This is a genomic window from Streptomyces sp. NPDC091280 (assembly GCF_044768565.1).
Taxonomy (GTDB): Bacteria; Actinomycetota; Actinomycetes; order Streptomycetales; family Streptomycetaceae; genus Streptomyces.
Window position 1 is genome coordinate 406206 of the sequence record NZ_JBIVUZ010000002.1, and the last position, 20965, is coordinate 427170.

Genomic DNA, 20965 nt, shown 5'->3' on the forward strand with positions numbered 1-20965 from the left:
GATGAGCGAGAACACGACGCGCGGACCGGACCCGGCACAGCCGCGTCCGGCCGGCCCGCCGAAGACCGTCGGCATCGTGTGGGGGCTGCTGGTCCTCAACACGCTCGGCTCCGCCGGGGCGAAGACCATCGTCCCGCTGCCCCGCTCCCTCATCCAGATGGTCACCATGGGCTCGCTGGTCGCCGCGTTCGGGCTGGCGCTCCTGGTCAACCAGCGGGTCCGGGTCCGCTCCAGCGCCTATGTGCTGCTGCTCAGCCTGCTGCTGGTGTCGAGCGTGATCTCCAGCGCGAGCCTGGAGTCCGGGATGGGCGCGCTGTTCCGCTGCTTCCGGCTGACGCTCTTCGTCGGCACCCTGTGGCTGCTCAGCCGCTGGTGGGACGGCACGCTGACGTTCGTCCGCTACCACATCCGGGCGTACTTCGCGGTCCTCGGCTCGGTGACGCTCGGCCTGCTCATCTCCCCGGGCGCGGCCCTGCCCGACCTCTACGGCGGCCGGCTGGTCGGCGCGCTGTGGCCGCTGACCCCGCCGCAGATCGGGCAGTACGCGGCCGTGATCATCGGGCTCACCGCGCTGCTGGTCATCGGCGGACGCACCGACCGCACCAGCGCCGTACTGGTCATCGTGCCGTCACTGGTGCTGCTCGCGCTCACCCACACCCGCACGGCCACGCTCGGGCTGCTGCTCGGACTGGTGCTGGCGATCGGCTCGCTCATCCTGACCAGCGCCGCGGCCCGCCGCTTCTTCACCTGGGCCGTGCTGACCTCCGTGGTGGCCGCCGTCGGCTTCGCCTCCGCTCTGCAGACCTGGTTCCTGCGCGGCCAGAGCCAGGAGAACTTCTCCAGCCTCACCGGCCGCGCCAAGGTCTGGAACGCCCTACTGGCCGAGCCCCGGTCGACCGCCCAGAAGCTGTTCGGCGTGGGCCTGGGCGACAAGTCGTTCGGCGGGCTGCCGATCGACAACAGCTGGCTGGCCGTCTACAACGAGCAGGGCCTGATCGGTGTCGCCCTCGTCGCGGTGATCATCGTGGTGCTGGGCGGTGTCGCGCTGCTGCGCCCGCCGTCCCTCCAGCGGGCCTGCGCGATCTTCCTCATCAGCTACTGCGCCATCGCCTCGTACACCGAGGCGGGGCTCGGCGACGCCTCGCCCTATCTGCTCCATCTGGCCCTGGCCGCCTCGCTGTTGGCGGCACCGGCCAGAACCGCTGGGCTCCCGGCGGAGCTCGGCGGGCCGCCGGCGAGGCCGCTCGCGAAACCCGTCCCGAAGCCCGCCGCCGCGCGACGGCACGTCCCGCGCTGGGCCCGTGGGCCGGAGGTGAACTAGCCATGCACGTTCTCGTGGTGCACAACCGCTACAACTCGGCGCAGCCGAGCGGGGAGAACAACGTCGTCGACCAGGAGGTGGAGCTGCTGCGCGCGGCCGGCCACCGGGTCGAGCTGTTCGAGCGGCGCAGCGACGACATCGCCGCCCGCTCCCTCCTCGGCAAGGCCGCGCTGCCGTTCCTGGTGCCGTGGAACCCGGGGGTCCGCTCGGAACTCGCCGCCAGGCTGCGCGCCGAGCGGCCGGACGTGGTGCACGTCCACAACGTGTTCCCGCTGCTGTCGCCCGCCGTCCTGGCCGCCTGCGCCGACGCGGACGTGCCCGCCGTCGCCACGCTGCACAACTACACCCAAGTCTGCCCGCCCGGCACCCTCCAGCGGGACGGCCGGCCGTGCACCGAGTGCGTCGGCTCGACCCCGCTGCCCGCCGTCCGGCACGGCTGCTACCGCGGCTCCAGCCTCGCGACGGTGCCGCTCGCGCTCAGCCTCTCGGTCAACCGGCGGCGCTGGTGGACCGGCGTGGAGCGCTTCCTGTGCATCTCCGCCGCGCAGCGCGACGTCCTGGTGGACTCCGGCATGCCGCCCGAACGCCTCGCGGTGAAGCACAACTTCGTCCCCGAACCCGACGTCCGCCGGGAGGGCGCGGGAGAGCAGCTGCTCTATCTCGGCCGCCTCGCCGAGGCCAAGGGCGTACGGCTGCTGATGGCCGCGTGGGACGAGATCGCGGCGGGCGGGGGAGTCGGCGTCCCGCTCGCGATCGCGGGGACCGGGCCGCTGGAGCAGGAGGTCACCGCCTGGGCGGCCGGCCGGGACGACGTGCGCTACGTCGGCCTGTTGGACCCGGCGGAGTGCCGCAAGGCCATCGCGCGGTCCGTCGCCGTGATCGCGCCCTCGACCTGGCTGGAGGCGTTCGGCCTGGTGGTCGTGGAGGCGATGGCGGCCGGCGTGCCGACCGTGGCCGCCGGTCACGGCGCCTTCGTCGAACTGGTCGAGGACGGCGTCACGGGGCTGCTGCACCGACCGGGCGACACCGGCTCGCTCGCGGCCGGCATCCGCCGGATCGCGGCCGACCCGGCCCGCAACCGGGAGCTGGGACAGGCGGCCCGGCGCCGCTACGAGCAGGGATTCAGCCCGGCCGTCGGCCTGGAGCGCCTGCTGGAGGAGTACCGCACCGCGATCGCGGGGCGGTCGGCACTGGCTCGCGGCGGGGACACCCGCGCGGGCAGGGGGGATGGGGACAGCACATGACACGATGCCGACTCTGCGGCTCGGAGGCGACGGCGAGCGTCGTCGACCTCGGGGCGACACCGCCGTGCGAGAGCTTTCTCGCTGCGGATCAACTCGACCTGCCGGAACCGGCGTACCCGCTGCATCTGCGGGTCTGCACCGACTGCTGGCTGGCGCAGATACCGCCGCTGATCACGCCGGAGGAGACGTTCAAGGAGTACGCGTACTTCTCCTCGTTCTCGACCTCCTGGGTGGAGCACGCGCGCACCTTCGTCGACGGCGCGGTGGACCGCCTGGGCCTCGGCCCCGACTCCTTCGTGGTCGAGGTCGCCAGCAACGACGGCTACCTGCTGCGGCACGTGGTGGACCGGGGCATCCGCTGCCTGGGCATCGAGCCCTCGGTCAACGTCGGTGCCGCCGCCCGGGATGCGGGCGTGCCCACGTTCACGGACTTCCTGAGCCCCGACACCGGCTCCGCGGTCCGCGCCGAGCACGGCCCGGCCGACCTGGTCGTCGCCAACAACGTGTACGCGCACATCCCCGACGTGGTCGGCTTCACCCAGGGCCTGCGCGCCCTGGTCGCCGACGACGGCTGGGTCTCCATCGAGGTGCAGCACCTGCTGACCCTGATCGAGGACAACCAGTACGACACGATCTACCACGAGCACTTCCAGTACTACACGGTCGCCTCCGCGATCCGCGCCCTCGCCAGCGGCGGACTCGCCCTCGTGGACGTCGAGTTGCTGCCCACGCACGGCGGCTCCATCCGGCTGTGGGCCCGTCCGGCCGAGGCCGCGGGGGAGCCCTCGCAGCGGGTGGCCGACGTGCTGGCGCGCGAAAAGGCCGCCGGGCTCCAGGAGTTGGCGGGCTACACCGAGTTCTCCGCCCGGGTGGCCAAGGTGCGCCGGGACCTGCTCCGGTTCCTCATCGACGCGGCCGACCGCGGCGAGACCGTCGTCGGCTACGGCGCCCCCGGCAAGGGCAACACCCTGCTCAACCACTGCGGCATCCGCCCCGACCTGCTCGCCTACACGGTCGACCGCAACCCGTACAAGCACGGCCGGTTCACCCCCGGCACCCGCATCCCGATCCTGCCGCCCGAGCAGATCGCCGCGGACAAGCCGGACTACGTCCTCGTCCTCCCCTGGAACCTGCGGGCCGAACTGGTCGAGCAGCTGTCCTACGTCCACGAATGGGGCGGCCGGCTGGTCTTCCCGATACCCGAACTGAGCATCGTCGAGGCCGCACAGCCGAAAGAGGTCACAGCATGAAGGTCGTCCTGTTCTGCGGCGGTTACGGGATGCGCATGCGCAACGGAACCTCCGACGACGTCCCCAAGCCCATGGCGATGGTCGGTCCCAGACCCCTGATCTGGCACGTCATGCGCTACTACGCGCACTTCGGGCACAAGGAGTTCATCCTGTGCCTGGGCTACGGCGCCCACCACATCAAGGACTTCTTCCTCAACTACGAGGAGACGGTGTCCAACGACTTCGTGCTGCGCGGCGGGCACACCGAACTGCTCTCCACCGACATCGCCGACTGGACGATCACCTTCGCCCAGACCGGCATCGAGTCGCCCATCGGTGAGCGGCTGCGCCGGGTGCGCCACCACCTCGACGGCGACGAGATGTTCCTCGCCAACTACGCCGACGTGCTGACCGACGCCCCGCTGCCCGAGATGATCGACCGCTTCGCCCAGCGCGACGCGGGCGCCTCGATGATGGTCGTACCGCCCCAATCCTCCTTCCACTGCGTGGAGTTGGGCGAGGACGGTCTGGTGGGCGGCATCACCGCGGTCAGCGACATGCCGCTGTGGGAGAACGGCGGCTACTTCGTGCTCCGCCAGGAGGTCTTCGACCACATACCGGAGAACGGCGACCTGGTCGCCGACGGCTGCTCCCAACTCGCCAAGCAGGGACGCCTGGTGGCCCACCAGCACCGCGGCTTCTGGAAGCCCACCGACACCGTCAAGGAGCGGGCCGCGCTCGACGAGGCCTACGCCAAGGGCGACCGCCCGTGGGCCGTGTGGGAGCACGAGGGCGCGGGGGTGCGTACGTGATCAGGCTCGGAGCCGGTCCGCTCGACCGGATCGTCGTCGTCGGCGCCCACTGCGACGACATCGCCATCGGCGCCGGCGGCACCCTGCTCACCCTGTGCCGGGCCCGGCCCGGCATCCGCGTCGACGCGCTGGTGCTCTCCGGCGGCGGCAGCGAGCGGGAGCAGGAGGAACAGGCCGCGCTGACCGCCTTCTGTCCGGGCGCCGACCTGCGGCTGACCGTGCACAAACTCCCGGACGGCCGCTTCCCGGCCCACTGGGAGGAGGCCAAGGCCGCCGTCGAGGAACTCCGCTCGCAGACCGAACCGCAGCTGGTCCTCGCGCCGCGCACCGACGACGCCCACCAGGACCACCGCGGCCTGGCGCAACTGATGACCACGGCGTTCCGTGACCACCTCGTGCTCGGCTACGAGATCGTCAAGTGGGACGGCGACCTCGGCCGCCCGGCTGCCTACCAGCCGCTGGAGACCGAGACCGCCGAATCGAAGGTACGGCTGCTGCAAGAGCACTATCCCTCGCAGCGGCACCGCCCGTGGTACGACCGGGAGGCCTTCCTCGGCCTCGCCCGGATCCGCGGAATCGAATGCCACGCGCGCTACGCCGAGGCCTTCGCCGTCACCAAACTCACGCTCAACCTGGGGGGTTGAACCACCTTGCGCGTACTACTGACCGGACACCAGGGATATCTGGGCACCGTGATGGCACCCGTCCTCACCGCCGCGGGACACGAGGTCGTCGGCCTCGACTCCGGCCTCTTCGCCGACTCCGTCCTCGGCCCGACGCCCGCCGACCCGCCGGGCGTGCGGGTGGACCTGCGCGACCTCACCGCCGAGCACGTGGCCGGGTTCGACGCGGTCATCCACCTGGCCGCCCTCTCCAACGACCCGCTCGGCTCGCTGGCCCCGGAACTCACCTACGACATCAACCACCACGCGTCCGTACGGCTGGCGAAGCTGGCCCGCGACGCGGGGGTCGGACGCTTCCTCTACGCGTCGACCTGCTCCGTCTACGGCGCCTCGGGCGGCGACGACCTGGTGACCGAGGACGCCCCGCTGCGTCCCGTGACGCCGTACGCGGAGTCGAAGGTGCGGGTCGAGGACGACGTGCACGCGCTGGCCGACGACGACTTCACCCCGGTGTTCATGCGCAACGCCACCGCCTTCGGGTTCTCGCCCCGGCTGCGTGCCGACATCGTGCTGAACAACCTGGTGGGCCACGCGCTGCTCTCCGGCGAGGTGCTGGTCCTCTCCGACGGCACCCCCTGGCGTCCGCTCGTCCACGCGGCCGACATCGCGCGCGCCTTCACCGCCGCGCTGACCGCGCCGCGCGAGGCGGTCCACGACCGGGCGTTCAACATCGGCAGCGAGATCAACAACGTCACCGTCGCCGAGATCGCCGAGCAGGTCGCCGAGGCGGTGTCCGGCGCGAAGGTCGTGATCACCGGCGAGAACGGCGCCGACCCGCGCTCCTACCGGGTGGACTTCTCCCGCTTCCGTACCGCGATCCCCGACTTCGACTGCGAGTGGACCGTCAAGCAGGGCGCGCTCGAACTCGCCGACGCCTACCGGAAGTTCGACCTGACCCGGGAGGACTTCGAGCAGCGCTTCACCCGCCTCGCGGTGCTCCGGGCGGCCTCCGAGGCCGGCACCGTCGACGACACCCTGCGGTGGCGCCGATGACCGGAGTCGGCGAGGAGATGCACGCCCTGGTGGAGCGGCTGTACCCGCTCTGCCGGAGCATCACCGGCGACGGCGTGCGGGCCACCCTGGACATCGTCGGCGAGTACCTCCCGCTGACCGTGCACGAGGTGCCGACCGGGACTCAGGTGCTCGACTGGACGGTTCCGCAGGAGTGGAACATCCGGGACGCCTATATCGCCGACGGCACGGGCCGGCGGGTCGTCGACTTCGCCGCGTCCAGCCTGCACGTCCTCGGCTACAGCGTCCCGGTGTCGCGGACCATGCCGCTCACCGAGCTGCGCGCACACCTGCACACGCTGCCCGAGCACCCGAACTGGGTGCCGTACCGCACGAGTTACTACAAACCGGAGTGGGGGTTCTGCCTGGCCCAGGAGACCTTGGACGCGCTGCCGGACGGCGACTACGAGGTGCGGATCGACTCGACCCTCGCGGACGGCCACCTCACCTACGCCGAGCACGTGGTCCCCGGACAGGTGGCCGACGAGGTCATCGTCTCCTGCCACACCTGCCATCCGTCGCTGGCCAACGACAACCTGGCGGGCATCGCGGTCGCGACCTTCCTGGCCCGCGCGCTGGCGGAGCGGACGCCGTACTACACCTACCGGTTCATCTACGCCCCCGGCACCATCGGGGCGATCACCTGGCTGGCCCGCAACGCGGAGCGCATCGAGCGGGTCAAGCACGGGCTCGTGCTGGCCTGCGCCGGGGACCCGGGACAGCTGACGTACAAGCGGAGCAGACGCGGCGACGCGGAGATCGACCGCGTGCTGCGGCACGTGCTCGCCGTGTCCGAACGCCCGCACCGCATCGACGAGTTCACGCCGTACGGCTACGACGAGCGGCAGTACTGCTCACCCGGGTTCAACCTCGGCGTGGGCTCGCTCAGCCGGACCCCGTACGCCGGGTACCCCGAGTACCACACCTCGGCGGACGACCCGGACTTCGTCTCCCCGGAGGCGATGGCCGACACCCTCGCCGTCTGCCGCGAGGCGTTCGCCGTTCTCGACCGCAACCGCCGGTATCTCAACCTCAGCCCGTACGGCGAACCGCAGTTGGGCCGCCGCGGGCTGTACGACGCGCTCGGCGGGCGCAGCGACACCAAGCAGGCCCAGATGGCCATGCTCTGGGTGCTCAACCTCTCCGACGGCGAGCACAGTCTGCTGGACGTCGCCGAACGCTCCGGGCTGCCGTTCGACAGCGTCGCCGGCGCGGCCGACGCCCTGCACGAGGCCGGGCTGATCAAAACATGACATCGACGACCACCGACGGGGAGCAGGCCACCAGACCCGCCCGGTCCGCCAGACGGGCCCTCGTCGGCCGGCTCTCCTGGGGGCTGGCCGACCAGGCGGCCTCCAGCATCAGCAACTTCGCGGTGGGCCTCTACGTGGCCCGCTCCCTCGGAGTGACCGCGTTCGGCGTGTTCAGCCTCGCCTGGGTGACCTACGGCGTGGTGCTCAACGTCTCCCGGGGCCTGGCCACCGACCCGCTCGTGGTGCGCTTCAGCGGGGTGCCGGAGCAGTCCTGGCGCGGGGCCGTGGCCCGCTCGACGGGTACCGCCCTCTGCGTCGGTTCGGCCCTCGGCGTGCTGTGCCTGGCGGCCGGGCTCGGCCTCGGCGGCCGGGTCGGGCCCGCGTTCGCCGCCCTCGGCCTGATGATGCCGGGGCTGCTGCTCCAGGACGCCTGGCGGTTCTCCTTCTTCGCCGCGGGCGACGGCCGCAAGGCCTTCGTCAACGACATCGTGTGGGGCGTCGCGCTGATCCCCGCCATGGTGGTGGCGGCCCACGTCGACACCGTGGCCGCCTTCGTCCTGGCCTGGGGCGCGTCCGCCACGGTCGCGGCGGCCTACGGCTGGGTCCAGTCCGGCATCCGGCCCCGCCCGGCCCGGGCCCGCGGCTGGCTGCGCGAACAGCGCGACCTCGGCTACCGGTACCTGGTCGAGAACGTCAGCCTCAGCGGCGCCAGCCAGCTGCGCGCCTACGGCCTCGGCGCGATCGTCGGAGTGAGCGCGGTGGGCGCGGTGCGCGGCGCCGAACTCCTGATGGGCCCCTTCCTCGCCGTACTCATGGGGCTCTCGCTGGTCACCGTCCCCGAAGCGGCACGCGTGCTGCGCCGGGCCCCGCACCAACTGGGCAGGTTCTGCCTCTTCCTGGGCGGCGGACAGGCCACCGGGGCGCTGCTGTGGGGCGCGGCGCTGCTGCTGATGCCGGGCCGGCTCGGCGAGTTGGCGCTCGGCGACGTCTGGCGCTCCTCCTCGCACCTCCTGGTGCAGATCACCCTCAGCGTCGCCGGAGCGGGCCTCGGCACCGGCGCCGCGGCCGGACTGCGCGCGCTCGGCGCCGCCCGGCGCAGCCTGCGCTGCCAGCTGTTCGCCTCCGCCTGCTACGTCGGCGGCGGCCTCGGCGGCGCGGCCCTCGCCGGCACGACGGGCTCGGCCTGGGGCGTCGCCGCCGCGACCGTCAGCGGCTCGGCCGTGTGGTGGCTGCAACTGCGCTCCGCGCTGCGCGAGCACCACCGCGAACCCATCCCCGAAGTGAGGACCTCATGACCGACCGACCGAGGCTGAGCATCGGCCTGCCCGTGTACAACGGCGAGGAGTATCTGGCCGAGTCGTTCGACGCGCTGCTCGGCCAGACCTACGAAGACTTCGAACTGGTCGTCTCCGACAACGCCTCGACCGACGGGACCGAGACGCTCTGCCGCAAGTACGCGGCGCAGGACTCCCGCATCCGCTACCTCCGGCTGCCCCGCAACATCGGCGCCACCCCGAACCACAACCACGTCTTCGCCGAGTCCCGCGGCGAGTTGTTCAAGTGGGCCTCGCACGACGACCTCTACGGCCGCGACCTGCTGACGCGCTGCGTCGAGGCACTGGACGAGCGGCCGGACGTCATCCTCGCCCACACCGACCAGGCGGTCATCGACGGCGACGGGCAGGTGACGGTGCCCTACGAGTACACGCTCGCCACCGGCTCCCCGCACGCGCCGGAACGCTTCCGCAGCCTGCTGTTCGAGCCGGGCGGCGACGACTTCTACGGCGTGATCCGCGCCGACGTGCTGCGCCGGGTGAAGCCGATGGACAGCTACCACCACGCGGACCGCACCTTCGTCGCCGAGATCACCCTGCACGGACGCTTCCACCAGGTCCCGGAACTGCTGTACTTCCGCCGCGACCACCCCACCCGCGCCGAACGCGCCAACCCCTCCAAGCGCGCCCGCTGCGTCAACCTGGACCCGCGCCGCGCGGGCCTCCTGCACCCGACACCCCGCCTGCTCGCCGAGTACGTGTGGGGCTTCGCGTCCGCGATCCGGCGCGCGCCCCTGTCCCCGGCCGACCGGCGCGCCTGCTACCGCCACCTCGCCTCCTGGATGACCAGCCGGGCCCGGCCGGGCGCCGGCGAACGCGTCGAGGACCGTGCCCCCGTCGACCCGGCCCAGCTCACCGTCTCCGTGGACGCCCTGGTCGCCGGCCGCGAGGGGAGGCACAAATGACGTCGGCCCGCCGACGGCCGGTACGCGTCGGGGTGTTCGGCCTGCTCGGCTCCGGCAACCTCGGCAACGACGGCTCGCTGGAAGCCGTCCTCGCCTTCCTGCGCGCCGACCACCCGGACGCGGTCGTGGACGCGCTGTGCGGCGGGCCCGAGGCCGTGACGGCCCGGTTCGGGATCCCCGCCACCCGGATGCACTGGAACCGCGCCGAGTACCGCACCGCGTCCCGCCTCGGCTCGATCGCGGCCAAGGGACTCGGCAAGTTCGTCGACATCTTCCGCACCGCCGCCTGGGTGCGCCGCCACGACGTGGTGATCGTGCCGGGCATGGGCGTCCTCGAAGCCACCCTGCCGCTGCGGCCCTGGGGCTTCCCGTACTCCCTGTTCCTGCTCTGCGCCGCCGGCCGGCTGAGCCGCGCCCGGGTCGCGCTGGTCTGCGTCGGCGCCGCCGAGATCCGTGACCGGCCCACCCGTGCCCTGGTCCGCTGGTCGGGCCGGCTGGCCGCCTACCGCTCCTACCGGGACGCCCAGTCCCGGGACGCGATGCGCGCGATGGGCGTGGACACGGCACGCGACGAGGTCTACCCGGACCTCGCGTTCTCCCTGCCGGCACCGCCCGCGAGCGCGTCCTCGCACGCGCCGGGCACGGTCTGCGTCGGCGTCATGGACTTCCACGGCGGCAACGACGACCGCGCCCGCGCCGACGAGATCCACGCGCGCTATCTCGACGGGACGATCCGGTTCGTGCGCACCCTGGTCGAGGAGGGCAGGCCGATCCGGCTGCTCACCGGCGACCGGTGCGATGTCACGGTGGTCGACGCGATCCTCGAAGCGGTGGACTCCCCGCTGGTCACCGCGGCCGAACCGGCCTCCCTGGACGACCTGATGAGGGAGATGACGGCCGCCGACACCGTGGTGGCGGTCCGCTACCACAACCTGATCTGCGCGCTGAAGACCGGCACCCCGGTGCTCGCGCTCAGCTACGCGGCGAAGAGCGACGCGCTCATGGAGCGGATGGGCCTGGGCGCGTACTGCCACCCGGCGCGCGAGGTCGACGCCGACCGGTTGCTGGAGCAATTCCGGGCGCTGGAGAAGCGGGCGCCCGAACTGCGCCGGACCCTCGCCGAACGGAATCTGGCCGCCGCGCGCCAACTGGAGGACCAGTTCGGCTCGTTGACCACGGCGGTGTTCCCCGCCACCCACCACACCCACGCCCGGCAGGAGTCTCCATGAAAGCCACCGCAGTCCCGGAGATCACCGGCGCGTACCTCTTCGAGCCGACGCCGTACACCGACGAACGCGGCTTCTTCTGCCGCACCTTCGACGCCGACGTGGTCCGCTCGGTCGGCATCGACCCCGACGCCTTCGTCCAGGACAGCCTCTCCCGCTCGGTCCGGGGTGTGCTGCGCGGCCTGCACCTGCGCTCGGGCGCCGGCGAGGCCAAGCTGGTGCGGTGCTCGTACGGGCGGATCTTCGACGTCGTCGTCGACCTGCGGCCGGATTCCCCGACCTACCGCAATTGGGTTTCCTTTGAACTCACAGGAGAATCACAACCAACTCTTTACATTCCCGCGGGATGCGCGCACGGTTTTCAGGCACTCACCGAAACAGCTGACACCTCTTACCGCATCGACCGGCCGCACGATCCGGCCGAGGACGTGACCATCGCGTTCGACGACCCGGAACTGGCCATCCCCTGGCCGCTTCCGGCCGCACTGATGTCCCAACGGGACCGTGAGGCGCCGAGTCTCGCCGAGGTCCTGAAGCACAGAGAAAGCTGAGGTCCCCGTGGACACCGAAGAGCTCCACCTCCCCCTGTCGCGGACAGCCAACGAGCGGCTGCACGCCATGATCCCCGGGGGTGCGCACACCTACGCCAAGGGCGACGACCAGTACCCCGAGAACCTGGCCCCGGTCATCAGCCACGGCAGCGGTGCCCACGTGTGGGACGTCGACGGCAACCGCTACATCGAGTACGGCTCCGGTCTGCGCTCGGTCAGCCTCGGTCACGCCCACCCGCGCGTGATCGAGGCCGTACAGCGCGAACTCGGCCGCGGCAGCAACTTCGTACGGCCCTCCATCGTCGAGGTCGAGGCCGCCGAACGCTTCCTGGCCACCGTGCCGACCGCCGAGATGGTGAAGTTCGCCAAGAACGGCTCCGACGCCACCTCCGCCGCGGTCCGGCTCGCCCGTGCCGCCACCGGCCGCTCCCGGGTGGCCCTCTGCTCCGACCACCCCTTCTTCTCCGTCGACGACTGGTTCATCGGCACCACACCGATGTCCGCGGGCATCCCGTCGACGACCACCGACCTCATCACGACCTTCCCCTACGGCGACCTGGCCGCCACGGAGGAGCTGCTCGCCCGCCACCCCGGCGAGATCGCCTGCCTCATCCTCGAACCCGCCACCCACACCGAGCCCCCGCCCGGCTACCTCGCGGGCCTGCGCCGACTCGCCGACCGGCACGGCTGCGTACTCGTCTTCGACGAGATGATCACCGGCTTCCGCTGGTCGGAGGCGGGCGCCCAGGGCCTCTACGGCGTCGTCCCCGACCTCTCCACCTTCGGCAAGGCGCTGGGCAACGGCTTCGCCGTCTCCGCCCTGGCCGGCCGCCGCGACCTGATGGAACGCGGCGGACTGCGCGACCCCGGCGACCGCGACCGGGTCTTCCTGCTGTCCACCACCCACGGCGCCGAGACCCACTCCCTCGCCGCCGCGATGGCCGTGCAGACCACCTATGCCGAGGAGGGCGTCACCGCGCGCCTCCACGCCCTCGGCGAACGCCTGGCCGCCGGGGTCCGCGACGTGGCCGCGGCCATGGGCGTGGCCGACCACGTCGTGGTCCGGGGCCGGGCCAGCAACCTGGTCTTCGCCACCCTGGACGAGAACCTGCAACCCTCCCAGCAGTACCGCACCCTGTTCCTGCGCCGCCTCCTCGCGGGTGGTGTCCTCGCCCCGTCCTTCGTGGTCAGCAGCGCCCTCGACGACGAGGACATCGACCGCACGGTCGACGTGGTGGCCCAGGCGTGCGCGGTGTACCGGAAGGCGCTGGACGCCGCCGATCCCACCCCGTGGCTCGCGGGGCGCGCGGTGAAGCCGGTGTTCCGCCGGACGGCGTGAGCCGACGTCAGCCGCGTTCGCGGCGACCGGTGCCGGCCGTCCGGCCCGGCGGGCGCCCGCCCGTCCGGACGGCCGTCCCGGAGCCCAGTCGGTCGGCGGCCCGGTCCACCAGCCAGGCGGTGGCCGGAACCACCGCCAGCGCGGTGCACCAGCCGCCGAGGGCGTCCGTCGGGTAGTGCGCGCCGAGTCCGACCTCCGCCCAGCCCATGACCGCCCCGGCCACCAGCCCGGCCGCGAGCACGAGTGACGTGCCGGCCGTCCGGCCGAGACCGAGCCGGTCGGTCGCCACCAGCGCCGCCATGAGCGCGAGCGCGGTGGCGAAGGCGGTGTGCCCGCTCGGGTACGACAGGTTCCCGGGCCCGTGGATGGTCCGCCCCACCACCTGCTTGAGCAGCGTGGTCGTCCCCACGGTCACGCCGGCCCCCGCGAGGACGAGCACGGCCGCACGGGGACGCCGTAGCACCAGGCATCCCGCCACCCCCGCCGCGATCACCAGCACCGACCCCACGGGTTCCCCCAGGAAGTCCAGCACCAGGGCGACTTGGCGCCACGGCGCCCGCACGCTGTCCGACGTCGGCGGGAAGATCCAGCTGTCCACCGCGCCGGGCGCGGTGTGCCCGGCGTACCGCAGCCCGAGCGCGCCGACCACCAGGGCGGAGAGGACCGCGACGAGGGCGAGCGGGGGGCGCAGCGGCACGGGCAGCACGGCGCGGGCCGGGGGCCGGTCCGGACCGGCTGCCAGGTCTTGCCCTGCCGGACGTTCCAACACGAGCCCCCCTTGTGTCCCCTTAGTGGGTCATCAGCACCCTAACCGCAATGCGAACGCGGTGCCTCAACCGGATCCGGGCGGACTCGGCCATCTCACCGACGCCCTTTAGTTGCTTATCGTGAAGTCTGTTGCGTGAAGGGCAACGCCAAAAGGGGGGTTCGACTGTCCTCTGGACGCCTTGACAAGGGTTTGGGAGCGCCCTCAAACTGACGTTGCGCTTACCGCAATCCGTTTCGCTATACGCACCGAGGTGTCATGATGATTCCCGCGTGCCTTCTCGTGGATCTGCCGCGAGGCGAGGCCTACCGGCTCGACATCGATCCGCCGGTTTCGGTGTTCCACACCGACGACGGCGAGGTCTTCGCCATCGACGACACGTGCACCCACCAGGACGCCTCGCTCGCCGACGGCTGGCTGGAGGGCTGCGAGGTGGAATGCCCGCTGCACGCCTCGAAGTTCGACCTGCGGACCGGCGCCGTGGACGCCCCGCCGGCCAAGCGCCCGGTGCGTACCCACGAAGTCCTCGTCCAGGACGGCATGATCTACGTCGTCCCGTCCACGGACGCCCCGAACCTGCCGCCCTGCGTCGCGTCCCGGCTCGCCGGCGGACCCGCGTGAGGACCGTGGCCGTGGTCGGCGCCTCGCTGGCCGGGCTGTCGGCGGCACGCTCGCTGCGCCGACAGGGCTACGACGGACGGCTCGTCGTCATCGGCGACGAACCCCACCGCCCCTACGACAGACCGCCGTTGTCCAAGGAGTTCCTGGCCGGGACGCTGGGCGAGGCCGAACTCGCCCTGGAGTCCGGCGACGAGGACCTGCGCGCCGAGTGGCTGCTCGGTGCCCGTGCCGTCGCCCTCCACGCCGAGGGCGCGGAGCGGGTGCTGACCCTCGACGACGGTCGCCGGGTGCGGGCCGACGGAGTCGTCGTGGCGACCGGAGCGGTCGCGCGCGACCTGCCGGGCACAGCAGGGCTGGCCGGTGTGCACACCCTGCGCACCCTGGACGACGCCCGTGCCCTGCGCGACGAACTCGCCCTGGGCGGAAGGCTGGTGGTGATCGGCGGCGGCTTCATCGGCGCCGAGGTCGCCTCCACCGCGTACGCCCTCGGACTCGACGTGACGGTGATCGAAGCGGCACCGACCCCGCTGGCCGGCCCCCTCGGCGAGACCATGGGCGGCATCGTCTCCGCCCTCCATGAGGCCCACGGCGTACGGCTGTTGTGCGGTACCGGGGTGAAAGGGCTGAGCGGGGAGGCCCGCGTCGAGGCGGTACTGCTGGAGGACGGGCGCACCGTCCCCGCGGACATCGTGGTTGTGGGTGTCGGCGCCCGCCCGTGCGTCGAGTGGCTCGAAGGCTCCGGCGTCGAACTCGACAACGGCGTCAAGTGCGGCGCGGACGGCCGTAGCAGCCTCGCCGGCGTGGTCGCCGTAGGGGACTGCGCTTCCTGGTACGACCCGCGGGCGGGGTTCCACCGGCGGGTCGAGCACTGGACCGGGGCGCGGGAGCGGCCGGACGCGGCGGTGGCCGCGCTGCTGTCGTGGGGGGCGGCGGAGCCGGGAGTGCCCCGGCCGCCGTACTTCTGGTCGGACCAGTACGGCGTGAAGATCCAGTTCGCCGGTCACGCGGCCGGTGCCGACAGCGTGACCGTCGAGGAGGGGACCCCGGGCGACCGGAGCTTCCTCGCCGTCTACCGGCGCGACGGACAGCCGGTCGCCGTGCTCGCCATGGACCAGCCGCGGCTGTTCATGAGGTGGCGCAAGCAGCTCGCCGCCACGGTGAGTTGACCCCTACCCGCGCCGTCCGGGGCCGCTCTTCCCGGCGCGTGACCGACCGATCCACGACGTTCTCCGAGGAGTGCACTGTGACCTCGACCAGCCTGCCCGACAGCCTGATCGCCACCCTGCCCGGCTCCTCCTACACGGACCCGGCCGTCTTCGCCCAGGAACAGGAACGCATCTTCGAGACGATGTGGTTCTGCGCCGTGCGCTCCTCCGAACTCGCCGCGCCGGGCGCCTTCCGCACCGTGGACGTCGGCCGCGAGAGCATCCTGATCACCCGCGCCCGCGACCACTCGATACGCGCCTACTTCAACGTGTGCCGCCACCGCGGCGCCAAGCTCCGCACCGAGGAGAGCGGCGAGGTCAAACGCGCCTTCCAGTGCCCGTACCACGCCTGGACCTACGACCTGAACGGCAAGCTCGTCGCGGCGCCCAACCTGACGAAGATGCCGGACGTCGGCCGCACCGAGTTCGGGCTCGTGAGCGTCGCCGTGCGGGAATGGCTCGGCTATGTGTGGGTCAACCTGGCGGAGAACCCGCCGTCGTTCGACGAGGACGTCATCAGCGAGGTCGTCACCCGGCTCGGCGACGTGGAGTCGCTGGAGCACTACGACATCGACCACCTCTCGGTGGGCCGGCGCATCGTCTACGACGTCGAGGCCAACTGGAAGCTCATCATCGAGAACTTCATGGAGTGCTACCACTGCGCCACCATCCACCCCGAACTCACCGAAGTACTCCCGGAGTTCGCCGACGGCTACGCGGCCCAGTACTACGTCGGGCACGGCGCGGAGTTCGGCGAGGAGGTGCGGGGCTTCACCGTGGACGGATCGGAAGGGCTCGACCGCATCCCGGGGGTGAGCGAGGACCAGGACCGCCGCTACTACGCGATCACCATCAAGCCGCAGGTGTTCATCAACCTCGTCCCCGACCATGTGATCTTCCACCGGATGTACCCGGTGGCCGTCGACCGCACGATCGTCGAGTGCGACTGGCTCTACCTCCCGCACGTCGTCGAGAGCGGCAAGGACGTCAGCCGGTCCGTGGAGCTCTTCGACCGCGTCAACCGCCAGGACTTCGAGGCCTGCGAGCGCACACAGCCCGGAATGAGCTCACGGATGTACGCCAAGGGCGGGGTGCTGGTGCCCAGCGAGCATCACATCGGCGCGTTCCACGACTGGGTGAACGAGCGCCTGGGGAACGGCACCCACCAGGGATGACTCAGCCCAGGTAGCCCATGCGGTGGCTTATCTCCTCGGCACCCTTGACCAGCAGCGGGGCGAGCTCGTGCAGCCGCTCCTCGGTGAACCGGTAGGCCGGTCCCGAGGCGCTGACCGCGGCGATGACCTCACCGTCGCGGTTGCGCACCGGGGCGGCCACGGCGTGCAGCCCGACCTCCAACTCCTCCAGCGTCCAGGCGTATCCGCGCTCCCGGGCCTCGGCGAGATTCTTCTCCAGCCGCGTCTTCGAGGTGATGGTGCGCGGGGTCACCTTCTTCAGGCCCGCCTCCGCCAGCAGCGCGGCGCGCTCCTTCGCGGGCATGTGGGCCAGCAGGACCTTGCCGCTGGAAGTGGCGTGCAACGGGGTCAGTTCGCCCACCCAGTTGTGCGCGGTGACGGCACCCGGGCCGCGCACCTCGTACAGGTTGATCGCGAACTGCTCCTGCATGACAGCGATGTTGACCGTCTCGCCGATCTCCTCGGCGAGCCGCTCGCACACCGGGCGGCCCTGCTGGGTGATGTCGATCCGCCCGGTGACCGCACCGGCCAGCCGCACGATCCCGAAGCCGAGCCGGTACTTGCCGCGCTCACCGGCCTGCTCCACCAACCCCCGCGCCTCCAGCGCCCCGAGCAGCCGGAACGCGGTCGACTTGTGCACGTCGATCTCGCCGGCCACCTCGCTGACCCCGGCCTCGCCGCGCTGCGCGAGAATCTCCAGCACACTGATGGCGCGATCCACGGACTGCACCCCGCCGGACTGCGAACCTGTCGTTTCGGTATCTGGACTGTAGTTGCTCACAGCGAAACTATACGCGTAGTACGCTACAAGGTGTTTACTGTGGGGACTCTGACCAGGTCTTTTGGGCTGGTACCGGCTGATTCGGCCGAGGAGTGCCACTGACGCTCCCCGGGAGTGCGCCCCCGCTCGCACGGCGACACGAGGCGAGGGGGAGCGGCGCCCGCCTCCGGCCCATCCCGCCGTCGCATCGGTAGTGTCCGCCCCGACGCACCGGGCCCGCGCCACCGCGGTCCGCGACGAGGAGGAGCACCCATGGCCGATGGTGGGCAGACGGCCGAGGCGGACGACGCGTCCGCGGACCGGCCGCCCGGGGCGAGCCGGGCGAGCGCCCGCGAGACGGTACGGCTCGCGGTGGTGATCGGCGCCCTCGGTGTCGTCTTCGGCGACATCGGGACCAGCCCGATCTACACCCTCCAGACCGTCTTCAGCCCGGGCGACCCGCACCCGGTCCCGGTCACCGTCCAGAACGTCTACGGGGTGGTGTCGCTGATCTTCTGGTCGGTCACGGTCGTCGTCACGGTCACCTACGTGCTGCTCGCGATGCGTGCCGACAACGAGGGCGAGGGCGGCATCATGGCGCTGATCACCCTGCTGAGACGGTGGAGTTCGCACCACGGCGGGCGAACCGCCGTGATCCTGGCCGGACTCGGCATCTTCGGCGCCTCCCTGTTCTTCGGCGACAGCATGATCACCCCCGCGATCTCGGTGCTGTCGGCGGTCGAAGGCCTCAAGGTCGTGGAACCGTCGCTGGACGACGCGGTCGTGCCGATCACCGCCGTGATCATCGTCGTGCTGTTCCTGGTGCAGCGGCGGGGAACGGCGGCCGTGGGCCGGGTGTTCGGGCCGGTCATGATCCTCTGGTTCACGGCCATCGGCGCGTGCGGGGTCGCGGGCATCGCCGACCACCCGGCCATCCTCCGCGCCCTGTCGCCGAGTTACGCCCTCGGCTTCCTCTTCGGCCACTTCGGCACCGCCTTCTTCGCCCTCGCCGCGGTCGTGCTCGCGGTCACCGGCGCGGAGGCCCTCTACGCCGACATGGGGCACTTCGGCCGCCGGGCCATCACCCGCGGCTGGCTGTTCCTCGTCTTCCCCGCCTGCGTCCTGAGCTACTTCGGCCAGGGCGCCCTGATCCTCGACGACTCGGCCAACATCAGCAGCCCCTTCTTCCTCCTCGTGCCCCACTGGGGACGATGGCCGATGGTCCTGCTCGCCACCGCGGCCACCGTGATCGCCTCCCAGGCGGTCATCACCGGCGCGTACTCGGTCGCCTCCCAGGCCGCCCAGCTCGGCTACCTGCCGAGGCTGCGGATCGCGCACACCTCCGAGTCCACCATCGGCCAGATCTACGTCCCCTGGATCAACTGGCTGCTCATGGTCTCGGTCCTCACCCTGGTCTTCGCCTTCCGCAGCTCGGCGGCGCTCGCCTTCGCCTTCGGCATGGCGGTCACCGGCACCATCACCATCACCACCCTGCTGTTCTTCTACGTCGCCCGCGCGAAATGGCGCACCCCCGGATGGCTCGTCGTCACCGGAGCGACCCTGCTGCTCTGCGTCGACCTGCTGTTCGTGGCGGCCAACCTCACCAAGCTCGTCCACGGCGCGTGGCTGCCGCTGCTGATCGGCGTCACCGCGTTCACCGTCATGACGACCTGGCAGCGCGGCCGTGCGGTCGTCACCGCCGAACGCGCCGACCACGAGGGGTCGTTGCGCGAGTTCGTCGACCAACTCCGCAGCGGGGAAAGGCCGGTGCTCCAGGTCCCCGGCACGGCGGTGTTCCTCAACCGGGGCAAGCGGACGGCACCGCTCGCCATGCGGGCCAACGTCGAACACAACCATGTGCGGCACGAACAGGTCGTGATCCTGTCCATCGAGACCGAACCCGTGCCCCGCGTCCCGGTCGACCGCCGGCTCGTCGTCGACGGCCTCGGCTACGCCGACGACGGCATCGTCCATGTCACCGCCCGCTTCGGCTACATGGAGACCCCGGACGTGCCCGGCACCCTGGCGCTCCTCGAACCGGCCGACACCGAGGGCCCGTTGGCGCTCGACCAGGCCTCGTACTTCCTCTCGACGATCGAGCTCCGGCGCGGCCAGGCCCCGACGATGGCGCCCTGGCGCAAACGGCTGTTCATCGCCACCTCCCACATCACCGCCGACGCCGCCGAACACTTCGGCCTGCCCCGCGACCGTACGGTCATCATGGGCTGGCACATCGAGGTGTAGCGGTGGGGCCGGGCCGCCCGGCGCGCCGGGTCCGCTCAGTGGTCGTGGGGGCCGGGGCGGTGGACGGGGCCGTGCGCGTCGTCGCAGTGCGCGTCCCGGTCGTCGTCGCCGGCGCCGGTGATCTGGAGCAGGTCCGGGGTGTCCTCGCCCAAGTGGTCGACCTGGAGCGTGGCGTGGCTGATGCGGTACTCCTCCAGCAGCATCCTCTGCAGTCCCCGGCGCACGGCGTGGCAGTCGCCGCCCGGCTCCACCAGGACGTGGGCGGACAGGGCGCTCTGCCCGGAGGTGATCGTCCAGACGTGCAGGTCGTGCACCTCGACGACGGTGTCCTGCGCGGCCAGGCGATCTCCCAGGGCGTCGGGGTCGATCCCGGCGGGCGAGGCTTCGAGGAAGATCCGTCCGGAGTCGCGGACCAGGCCGTAGCCGGCCCGCAGCATCAGGACCACCACGAACAGGGAGGCGATCGCGTCCGCGCGCGCGAAACCGGTGGTGAGTACGACGGCTCCGGCGACGGCGGTGGCGATGAACCCGAACAGGTCGGTGAGGATGTGCTGGTAGGTGCCCTCGACGTTCAGCGAGGTGCGGTTGGCCCTGGAGATGCACCAGGTGGCCACCAGGTTGACCACGACTCCGACCAGCGCGGTGACCAGGACCAGACCGCCGGTGACCTCGGGCGGGGCCACGAGGCGCCGTACCGCCTCGTAGGCGAGCCACAGGGAAAGGAGCAGCAGGGTCAGGCCGTTGGCCTGTGCGGAGAGGATCTCGACGCGCTTGAAGCCGTAGGTGAAATGCCCCTTCGCCGGGCGGGCCGCGAGTCGCATCGCGACCAGCGCGAGCACGATGGAGGCGACGTCGGTGAGCATGTGCGCGGCGTCCGAGATCAGCGCCAGCGAGTTGGCCGCGACCCCGACCGCGACCTCGGCGAGCATGAACACACTGATCAGTACCAGGGCGATCGTCAGCCAGCGCCGGTCGGCGTCCGCGGACACTCCGTGCGAGTGGCCGGAGTGACCGCCGCCGCTCCCGTGGTCGTGGCCGCCGTGCTCGTGGGCGTGATGGTCGGACACGGGGGCTCCCAGGGTCGCTGTCGTGCGTCGGCGAAGGGCAGTCAACCGCGCCCCGGAGGGTTTTACCAAAGCCTGCAATGAGCACCGTTACCACTGTCACCTGCGGCGATGCCGGGACCCGTTCGGTGCGGGCGCGCGGCGCCGCAATCGGAGTCCCCGAAGAACCCGCGCCCCGGACGGCCGCCCGCGTGTCGCCCTTTG

19 protein-coding genes are annotated in these 20965 nt (G+C 71.7%); 16 read left to right on the top strand and 3 right to left on the bottom strand.

Annotated elements, in window-relative coordinates; genetic code table 11:
* Window position 1: 1 nt before the first annotated feature.
* From ACIQPR_RS08375 to ACIQPR_RS08430, 12 genes are read left to right on the top strand one after another with little or no spacing between them, the layout of a single operon-like run.
* Window positions 2-1321, top strand: a complete 1320-nt coding sequence (locus ACIQPR_RS08375) for an O-antigen ligase domain-containing protein (RefSeq protein WP_403643867.1) — start codon at window positions 2-4, stop codon at window positions 1319-1321.
* Between the two features lie 2 nt (window positions 1322-1323).
* Complete coding sequence (locus tag ACIQPR_RS08380) at window positions 1324-2565, top strand: glycosyltransferase (RefSeq protein ID WP_403643870.1); 1242 nt, start codon at window positions 1324-1326, stop codon at window positions 2563-2565.
* Window positions 2562-3815: a class I SAM-dependent methyltransferase gene (locus ACIQPR_RS08385; protein ID WP_403643872.1), complete on the top strand. Its 1254-nt coding sequence runs from the start codon at window positions 2562-2564 to the stop codon at window positions 3813-3815. Before ACIQPR_RS08380 ends, ACIQPR_RS08385 begins: the two co-directional genes overlap by 4 nt.
* A complete protein-coding gene (locus tag ACIQPR_RS08390) occupies window positions 3812-4606 on the top strand; it encodes a sugar phosphate nucleotidyltransferase (protein ID WP_403643875.1) in 795 nt (264 codons plus the stop codon). The genes ACIQPR_RS08385 and ACIQPR_RS08390 overlap by 4 nt, the downstream gene beginning before the upstream one ends.
* The gene (locus ACIQPR_RS08395) at window positions 4603-5250 is read left to right on the top strand and encodes a PIG-L deacetylase family protein (protein WP_403643878.1); all 648 of its coding nucleotides are present in this window, start codon (window positions 4603-4605) and stop codon (window positions 5248-5250) included. The genes ACIQPR_RS08390 and ACIQPR_RS08395 overlap by 4 nt, the downstream gene beginning before the upstream one ends.
* A 6-nt stretch (window positions 5251-5256) precedes the next feature.
* Entirely contained in the window at window positions 5257-6282 is a 1026-nt protein-coding gene (locus ACIQPR_RS08400; protein ID WP_403643881.1) for an NAD-dependent epimerase/dehydratase family protein, read from the top strand.
* A complete protein-coding gene (locus tag ACIQPR_RS08405; RefSeq protein WP_403643884.1) occupies window positions 6270-7553 on the top strand; it encodes a DUF4910 domain-containing protein in 1284 nt (427 codons plus the stop codon). The genes ACIQPR_RS08400 and ACIQPR_RS08405 overlap by 13 nt, the downstream gene beginning before the upstream one ends.
* The gene (locus ACIQPR_RS08410) at window positions 7550-8848 is read left to right on the top strand and encodes a hypothetical protein (RefSeq protein WP_403643887.1); all 1299 of its coding nucleotides are present in this window, start codon (window positions 7550-7552) and stop codon (window positions 8846-8848) included. Before ACIQPR_RS08405 ends, ACIQPR_RS08410 begins: the two co-directional genes overlap by 4 nt.
* The gene (locus tag ACIQPR_RS08415) at window positions 8845-9792 is read left to right on the top strand and encodes a glycosyltransferase family 2 protein (protein WP_403643889.1); all 948 of its coding nucleotides are present in this window, start codon (window positions 8845-8847) and stop codon (window positions 9790-9792) included. Before ACIQPR_RS08410 ends, ACIQPR_RS08415 begins: the two co-directional genes overlap by 4 nt.
* Window positions 9789-11021 (top strand): polysaccharide pyruvyl transferase family protein, encoded by a 1233-nt coding sequence (locus ACIQPR_RS08420; RefSeq protein WP_403643892.1) that lies wholly within the window; start codon window positions 9789-9791, stop codon window positions 11019-11021. Before ACIQPR_RS08415 ends, ACIQPR_RS08420 begins: the two co-directional genes overlap by 4 nt.
* Window positions 11018-11569: a dTDP-4-dehydrorhamnose 3,5-epimerase gene (gene rfbC, locus ACIQPR_RS08425; protein WP_403643895.1), complete on the top strand. Its 552-nt coding sequence runs from the start codon at window positions 11018-11020 to the stop codon at window positions 11567-11569. Before ACIQPR_RS08420 ends, rfbC begins: the two co-directional genes overlap by 4 nt.
* A 7-nt stretch (window positions 11570-11576) precedes the next feature.
* The gene (locus tag ACIQPR_RS08430) at window positions 11577-12908 is read left to right on the top strand and encodes a glutamate-1-semialdehyde 2,1-aminomutase (RefSeq protein ID WP_403643898.1); all 1332 of its coding nucleotides are present in this window, start codon (window positions 11577-11579) and stop codon (window positions 12906-12908) included.
* Window positions 12909-12915: 7 nt separating this feature from the next.
* Here the strand turns inward: ACIQPR_RS08430 and ACIQPR_RS08435 are convergent, their stop codons facing one another.
* Window positions 12916-13674 carry a phosphatase PAP2 family protein gene (locus ACIQPR_RS08435; RefSeq protein ID WP_403644764.1) on the bottom strand — a complete coding sequence of 253 codons (759 nt, stop codon included), beginning with the start codon at window positions 13672-13674 and terminating at the stop codon, window positions 12916-12918.
* Between the two features lie 258 nt (window positions 13675-13932).
* On the opposite strand from ACIQPR_RS08435, the gene ACIQPR_RS08440 reads away from it, so the two are divergent.
* The 3 genes from ACIQPR_RS08440 to ACIQPR_RS08450 all read left to right on the top strand — a co-directional run bounded on the left by ACIQPR_RS08440 (window position 13933) and on the right by ACIQPR_RS08450 (window position 16675).
* A complete protein-coding gene (locus ACIQPR_RS08440) occupies window positions 13933-14295 on the top strand; it encodes a bifunctional 3-phenylpropionate/cinnamic acid dioxygenase ferredoxin subunit (protein ID WP_019069625.1) in 363 nt (120 codons plus the stop codon).
* Window positions 14292-15461: an NAD(P)/FAD-dependent oxidoreductase gene (locus ACIQPR_RS08445; protein ID WP_403643901.1), complete on the top strand. Its 1170-nt coding sequence runs from the start codon at window positions 14292-14294 to the stop codon at window positions 15459-15461. Before ACIQPR_RS08440 ends, ACIQPR_RS08445 begins: the two co-directional genes overlap by 4 nt.
* Before the next feature lie 77 nt (window positions 15462-15538).
* On the top strand, window positions 15539-16675 hold the full coding sequence (locus ACIQPR_RS08450; RefSeq protein WP_403643903.1) for an aromatic ring-hydroxylating dioxygenase subunit alpha: 1137 nt from the start codon (window positions 15539-15541) through the stop codon (window positions 16673-16675).
* A 1-nt stretch (window position 16676) separates the two neighbouring features.
* Here ACIQPR_RS08450 and ACIQPR_RS08455 read toward each other — a convergent pair whose 3' ends face one another.
* Window positions 16677-17423 (bottom strand): IclR family transcriptional regulator, encoded by a 747-nt coding sequence (locus ACIQPR_RS08455; RefSeq protein ID WP_403644767.1) that lies wholly within the window; start codon window positions 17421-17423, stop codon window positions 16677-16679.
* Window positions 17424-17726: 303 nt separating this feature from the next.
* Here ACIQPR_RS08455 and ACIQPR_RS08460 point away from each other — a divergent pair, with 303 nt between their 5' ends.
* On the top strand, window positions 17727-19697 hold the full coding sequence (locus ACIQPR_RS08460) for a potassium transporter Kup (protein ID WP_403643906.1): 1971 nt from the start codon (window positions 17727-17729) through the stop codon (window positions 19695-19697).
* A 35-nt stretch (window positions 19698-19732) separates the two neighbouring features.
* Here ACIQPR_RS08460 and ACIQPR_RS08465 read toward each other — a convergent pair whose 3' ends face one another.
* The gene (locus ACIQPR_RS08465) at window positions 19733-20764 is read right to left on the bottom strand and encodes a cation diffusion facilitator family transporter (RefSeq protein ID WP_403643909.1); all 1032 of its coding nucleotides are present in this window, start codon (window positions 20762-20764) and stop codon (window positions 19733-19735) included.
* Window positions 20765-20965: the final 201 nt, after the last annotated feature.